Origin of the sequence: Paenisporosarcina sp. TG20 (genome assembly GCF_000286315.1) — a bacterium.
Lineage (GTDB): Bacteria > Bacillota > Bacilli > Bacillales_A > Planococcaceae > Paenisporosarcina.
Genome location: NZ_ALJG01000336.1, coordinates 21882 through 28826, shown reverse-complemented (window position 1 = coordinate 28826; position 6945 = coordinate 21882). Strand labels below are relative to the sequence as shown.

Annotated in this window: 6 protein-coding genes; 2 read left to right on the top strand and 4 right to left on the bottom strand. The window is 37.5% G+C overall.

Translation table 11 applies throughout. The features are described 5' to 3' along the window. Positions 1–553: 553 nt before the first annotated feature. Together B371_RS0114865 and B371_RS0114860 are read right to left on the bottom strand one after the other, a co-directional pair. A complete protein-coding gene (locus B371_RS0114865; protein WP_019415106.1) occupies positions 554–1537 on the bottom strand; it encodes an ornithine cyclodeaminase family protein in 984 nt (327 codons plus the stop codon). Between the two features lie 59 nt (positions 1538–1596). Further along, positions 1597–2901, bottom strand: coding sequence for an MFS transporter (locus B371_RS0114860; RefSeq protein ID WP_019415105.1), 1305 nt, complete (start codon positions 2899–2901; stop codon positions 1597–1599). A gap of 171 nt (positions 2902–3072) precedes the next feature. Here B371_RS0114860 and B371_RS0114855 point away from each other — a divergent pair, with 171 nt between their 5' ends. Then, a complete protein-coding gene (locus tag B371_RS0114855; protein ID WP_019415104.1) occupies positions 3073–3588 on the top strand; it encodes a helix-turn-helix domain-containing protein in 516 nt (171 codons plus the stop codon). Positions 3589–3760: 172 nt separating this feature from the next. Beyond that, the gene (locus B371_RS0114850; RefSeq protein WP_019415103.1) at positions 3761–4597 is read left to right on the top strand and encodes a thermonuclease family protein; all 837 of its coding nucleotides are present in this window, start codon (positions 3761–3763) and stop codon (positions 4595–4597) included. 109 nt (positions 4598–4706) lie between these two features. Here B371_RS0114850 and B371_RS0114845 read toward each other — a convergent pair whose 3' ends face one another. Together B371_RS0114845 and B371_RS0114840 are read right to left on the bottom strand one after the other, a co-directional pair. Further along, positions 4707–4985 (bottom strand): DUF6509 family protein, encoded by a 279-nt coding sequence (locus B371_RS0114845; protein WP_019415102.1) that lies wholly within the window; start codon positions 4983–4985, stop codon positions 4707–4709. Between the two features lie 263 nt (positions 4986–5248). After that, the gene (locus tag B371_RS0114840) at positions 5249–6895 is read right to left on the bottom strand and encodes a M20/M25/M40 family metallo-hydrolase (RefSeq protein ID WP_019415101.1); all 1647 of its coding nucleotides are present in this window, start codon (positions 6893–6895) and stop codon (positions 5249–5251) included. Positions 6896–6945 lie beyond the last annotated feature (50 nt).

The window sequence follows — 6945 nt, the reverse complement described above, 5'->3', positions numbered from 1 at the left end:
CGGTCGCTCCTGGAGTCGCCGCTTTTCACTACAATCTTCTACCTACTTAAAATTCAACAATCATAAAATTAGTTATAAAAATAAAGATAAAAATAGCCCTTCTTTGTACTAGATTGATATGATTTATGGACATAGATTAATGGGCAGAGTTTTGTTAAAGTTTATTAGACCAAAATGATGTTTTTTTAACCATTTGTGCCGTGTTCAGAAAAGGACGAGTTTTGTTACATAGATGAATAATATTCAACTATCATGCGCTTAAATTAAAAAGCATTCACTATTAATGGACACTAAATTGATTTGAATTTTTACCTACCCAAACCTCGAGTACTGGGTTTTTTCATGGGAGTTGTGGTGGAAGCCACGTCCTCCTAAGTTGTCCGTTTTGACAAGGATGAAAGTACTCACCTATATTTACATAGGATACTAATCAAGAATATGTCACTGAACAAAATTCACTTCCACTAGAAAGGATTCAGAGTAAGAATACGAAAGAAAAGGCGCTCACTTCTCGATTACAGAGAAATGAGCGCCTTTGAAAAACATCTATTTATTAAATTTCTACTTGTATTCCCACACTCGCTTTTATTGCTTTTGCATAGACGCCCTTTGCAACTGCTAGATCGAAATAAGCAGCACCAACTGACTTAAAGAATGTAATTTCTTGTGGAGATTGGCGTCCCTCTTTCATGCTGCCGACTAGTTCTCCTAGTTGTGCATGGACAAGATCAAAAGACCATTTACCACTATCTGCCGCATGCATTAACTCACCCGCCTCATTTTTTACGCCAGCTAAGTCGTCTACTACAATTTTGTCTGCATTTAAAATAGTTATCTCATCTACTTCTTGCATATGTGGTAAATACGAACCCACACCATTAATATGGGTGCCTAGTTGTACGTCATTCCCATTAAATACAGGCTTATCGGAACGGGTAGAACAACATATTATATGTGCTTGTTTGATAGCTTTTGAGACATCTTTTTCTACTTCAAACGCTATGTTCACACCAAAGTCATTCAGTTTAGTTCCAAAAACTTCAGCTTTTTCGCTTGTCCGGTTCACGAGAATGATTTTCTCTATGTCTCGAACTGCTAACACGCCAAGTACTTGTTCAAAGGCCATAGCTCCAGTGCCAATTACCGTCAGTACACGACTGTTTTTCATTGCTAATAAATCAGTCGCAATAGCAGATAGTGCCCCTGTACGCAATCGCGTTAAATACGATGCATTCATCATAGCTAGATGTTCTCCATTTGTAGTATCAGTTAGTAATAATAATCCTTGTGTGGTCGGTTTTCCTTGTGCCGGATTACCAGGAAAGATCGTTACAACTTTTACCGAAGATACTTCGGAGGATAAATCAGCACTTGGCATATATAAGGCAGAAGCTTCGTATTTTGGAAAATCAAGAACGGTACGATGGGGATTGTTTACTTTTCCAGCTTCTTTTGCCTCTAACATCCCCGTAATATCTTTTATCGCATCGTTCATTTTGTATAATTGTTGAATTTGCACTTCATTGATAACAAGCATATTTTTTCCTCCTCAAGGAAAAGCGTAAACAACGGAGGTTTGGTCGGCCCTACAGAAACTTATACGCTTCGTTCTTTTACTACTATACTTTGATCTAATTGTTGATTGCCGCGGTCTTTCATTGCCCAAATTGCCACTAGGGAAATGACTGCCGTAAAGATGATGTAGATTGCCACAGGAATGTATGAATTATCAAAACTAACAAGCAATGCAGTTGCAACAAGTGGGGCTGTTCCGCCAGCTAATGCTGCACCGATTTGATAGCCTAATGAAATACCTGTATAGCGTACTCTTGCATCAAAGATTTCAGAGAACATAGTTCCTAGAACGGCGGTAATTGGTGCCCAAATGATTCCTAAACCAATGACTGTCGCGATAATTAACAAAGCTACTGAACCTTGATGTATCATCCAAAAGTATGGGAATGCAAAAAGGGCCATACCCACCGCGCCTGATACATACAACTTTTTACGTCCTACTTTATCTGATAAGTTCCCCATGATTGGAATTAAGATTGTCGTTACAACCGTTGCAATCATAACTGCCGCCAATGTAGATGATCTTGTGAATCCCAAATTTGTTGTTGCGTAAGACACAACAAATGTACTGAAAATATAGAAAGGTGCTGTTTCAACAACTTTTGCTCCAATGGCAATTAACACTTCACGCCAATGGTATTTAAGCGTATCCGCAATTGGTAACTTTGGAATTTCCCCAGATTCTTGCACTTTTTTAAATTCAGGCGTTTCGTCAATACCATGACGAATCCATAGACCAAAAATGACTAATAAAGCACTTAAAATAAACGGTACACGCCAGCCCCATGTCATAAATGACTCCTCAGGAAGCATTGTCATTATCCATAAAGCGATTGTCCCCATTAACATTCCAATGGTAACACCCATTTGTGGAATACTACCATACAATCCGCGTTTTTCAGGCGGTGCATATTCGACAGCTAATAAAAGTGCGCCTCCCCACTCTCCTCCAATTCCTAAACCTTGGACTAAGCGAAGTGTGATTAGCAAGATTGGTGCCCAAATCCCAATCGCTTGATACGTTGGCAATAAGCCCATTCCAAAAGTAGCTATCCCCATTATACTTAAGGTGATAACTAGTGTTTTTTTACGACCAATACGGTCACCTATGTGGCTGAAAATTACTCCACCAAATGGTCGAATGAAAAAGGCTAAAGCAAATGATGCATACGCTAAAATAAGTCCGACATTCGGATCTTCAGTTACGAAAAATAATTGATTAAATACAAGTGCAGCAACTGTTCCGTATAAGAAATAATCAAACCACTCGATAGAGCTCCCAACTAGACTGGCGATTAATACCCGTCTTGTTTGTTTTTTATTCATCTTAGTTCCCCCTTATGTAAGTTCGAAATTGAAGTGTTACTTTAATTTCCTTAAAACCTATTCTAATAGTTAAAAATTTTCTGTCAATACTCTGTTGCAAATAAATTCTATTGATGTTCCTAATTTGAATGCGTATGATAAAGGAAAGTCACAATAAAACGAGGAATTCTTATGCCGCAAGGATTTGTGGGTATTACATTAAAAAATCTACGCAAAGAGCGAGAATTAACGTTAAAAAATTTGGCACAACAAACAGGCGTATCCATCAGCTTTTTATCACAAGTAGAACGTGGTAAATCTAGCGTTACATTGGAATCATTAAAAAAAATAGCCGATGCATTAGGAGTAAATCCAAGTGTTTTTTTTGCTGTAGATGATACACAGGACGCTTTGGCAATTCGTCGGGAGACATTTTACTACAAGGATTTATCTAATGGCGTTATAGAAGCCTGCTTTTCTCCTATTTTGGTTACGCTACAACCAGGTGAAAATGAGGGGAATCCTTTTTCTCATAGTGGACATGAATTTTTATTTGTAATAGAGGGCTTATTAACCGTTGAAGTAAACGGAGAACGATTCCAACTTCATGGACAGGAATCCACTTTGTTTGATGCACAAAAAATGCATTATTGGTTTAACTATACAGATAAGATTGTACGATTTTTAGTGGTATCTTCAAAAAACTAACTTACTAAATAAATAAATCAATTTGGTTACCAGTGGCAATCTGTCTAAAAACCTTAGATCACCACTTTAAGAGATAAGGTGGACAATTTTTCTTAAAAGGCGACAATTCCCGCACTTAATCATTTGACCTTGTTGTTATAATAAAAAAGGAATGATTAGGGAGGATCTTAAAGTGATTTTTAATTATCACAGAAAATTTTTATTCATATTAATTTTTGGAAGTGCTCTTGTATTTTCAGGTTGTGGTACGACGTTGACCAATGAGGACAAGGGAAATGACGTACAAGTTGATAAATCTGCAACTTTAGAAGTTACAAAAGAGTCAATGAAACTAACAGATGAAACCGAATCCAAAGATAGTATTACAAAGACTACTGCAAAAGAAGGAACAACCGGAAAATTTCCTGTCACACTTGTTTCTACTACTGATGGTGATACGATTCGCGTAATGTATAAAGGCGTAAATGAGCCTGTTCGTTATTTACTGATTGACACACCCGAAACGAATCATCCTCGTCTTGGGAAGCAACCTTTCGGACCCGAAGCAAAAGAACGTAATAAAACGCTCGTTAGTAGTGGGAAATTAACGCTTGAATTTGATGTTGGTGAAAAGCGAGATAAATATGGCCGACTGTTAGCATACGTTTATGTCAATGGCAAAAGCGTTCAAGAAACGTTAATACGCGAAGGGTTAGCACGCGTTGCTTATGTATATCCACCAAATACCCGTCATCTCACACCTTATCAAGAAGCTCAGAAAGAAGCTCAATCGAAGGAGTTAGGATTCTGGGCTGTTGAAAACTATGCAACGGACTCGGGTTTTGCGAATATTCGTCCTACTTCTACCGACAGTAATTCAAATGAAGAACCATCAACTACTACTGACACTACGGAATGGTTTGATAATTGTACACATCTCCGCACTAAGTATCCAGATGGTGTTGAGAGGGACCACCCTGCCTACCAAGCTAAGATGGACCGTGATCAAGACAACTTTGCTTGTGAATAAGATAAGCATTCGCTCAATTATGCTTGACGTCGAATACAAAAAAAGCCCCTTTTAGCACAGCTAAATCTTCTTTTTAGAAAAGAAATAGCTCTGTAAAAGGGGCTTTAACTTATAGGTTATTTTTGCAGAACTCTAGAATTTCGACTTCTTCATCGTCTTCAAGAGCAAAATCTAAAACTTCTTTAGATAATTTATCTGTAAAATGATACTTTACAACGCGTTGAACGTTTTCATCTGAAGCAAAAATTACACGAAGTTCTAATCCACCTTCTGTGAATAGCTCATCGTCTTCTTCAACCTCAACATCTAGTAAGTATTCATAACGATCTCCTTCAATAATACCTGTTGGATCGTTTATTTTGCGAACCACGTGATTTGAAATTTCCATAAAACATTCTCCTTTAAAGTCGGTTTGACAGGCATGTGTTGGCTTCCTATTCTCTAATTGTATCGGTAGAGGGGGTATAAAGACAACTATCTCAGTAATCTTTTATTTTTCTTCCTTCATTTCCGAAAAATCAAGAACATTCGTAATCCACTATTTTACATATAGCGAACAATTCTAAAGTACCAAGACTGGGTCTCTATCCACCCTCATTACTTTAAGAATTGCACGAAACATCAATGGTTAAACATCATTAAATTATATTTCTATCCGATGAGACTCTTTAATACTTGGTTTGTTAGGTTCGGAACAATATTAAGTGAGAAGTTTCTTTCCATCCTTTCATATTGTTTATGTGCGTCGTATCCATAAGGGCCTATGTTGATGATAGGAACATTTATTGTGCGAATAGCTTCATAGTCGACGTAGTGTTTTGTTCCCCACCCAGGGTTATTCATTGAGACGGCTGAAATTTCTTGTGCATCATCACTTAATGCAACAAAACTCATATCTGAGATATATGGGAAAAAGTTTTTCGTTACGATTGGATGCGGATAGCTAGGTTGAATGGTTTCCACTGCTGCATCTAATGCATCCAGCAAGTTTTGTTCTTTCTCATTTTTACCAGTCACTTCAATTCGTGGTGAATAAAGTGAAGAATAAAACATAATAATAGCTGGGTTTTTATCTGGCATCCATTTCCAAGCTTCTTCAACAACGCGAGCTGCAAACATACGGGTATCAAGATCAGTTTGTAGCATTAATTTCTCTTTAAAAGTCTCCATATGACTTGTGTATAGTTCACCGTGCTCATTTAATAAAATCGTGTGCATGTCCTCATAAGTCATTACTCGTGGTTCCCAAGTGATGTCATTCATCGGTTCTCCACTTACTTCGCTAAATGTAACATAATGTTGCTTAAACTCTTTTAATGCAGTAGAAAAAGCAGTCTCAGCTTCAACTTTCAAACGTTCAAGAACTTCTTTTGGAGACCAAGAGTGAATAAAGAAATTGAAATATACATATGCAGAAAGTGCTGTTTGAACTGTGTATGTTGGTTTCAAGTCCATTTGTTTTAATGAAACCGGTGGAACGGTTGTCTCTCCAAAAGCTTCGTTACAAAGCGCTGGATTGTAACTAATTTGTCGTGTTAAATGCGCTGCTATAAAGTTTGGATCGATGCCTTCAAAACATGAACCTACATGTGTTTCAGACCCTGTAATAAAGAAGGATGGTAACAACTTTCCAACTGTTCCTTTATAAATATAGCGATTTTGATCGCCATTGTAGCGAGGAGATACAAAATCAGCGTTAATCGCAGCTACATAATCAAATCCATGTAGGTCTCGAAGCCGTTTTAATTCTTTTAATGCTGATAAAATACCGTGTGAACCATCTTCTTCATCACACTCAAACACCACCATTAAATTCCCTTCTAGCTCATCAGGGTGTTCAGAATAATATTTCAACAAGTATAAATGGCTAGATATTCCTGACTTCATATCAAGCACACCTCGACCAAACTCAAACTCTCCTGACTCTAGGTGGTCTTTCACAACTTCAGGTAAGTCTTCCTGTTTTAATCCTTGTGCTAAGGCATCAGGATCTAGTGCAAGATCTTTTAAATTAAAATCGTCGATGCCAACTGTATCAATATGACCCATTAATAGTACGGTCTTATTAGATGGACTTTTTGTACCTTTCACAAAAGCAATGACGTTGTAACGCTCTTGGTCATCGTCTTCAGTCTGTTGATAGATTACTTGCTCAGTTTTTTGTTGAAAATATGGATATGATGAGATTAAGGTATAAAGCCCTTGTGACATCACCTTCTCCCCGCCTTCATTGACAATACTTTCAATTCGTACCAACTGCTTTGTTAAAGCCCATATTTCTTCACTGCAATCAAACATCTTCCAGCACTCCTTATTATTCTGTATGTTACTCGTAATATATCATACAG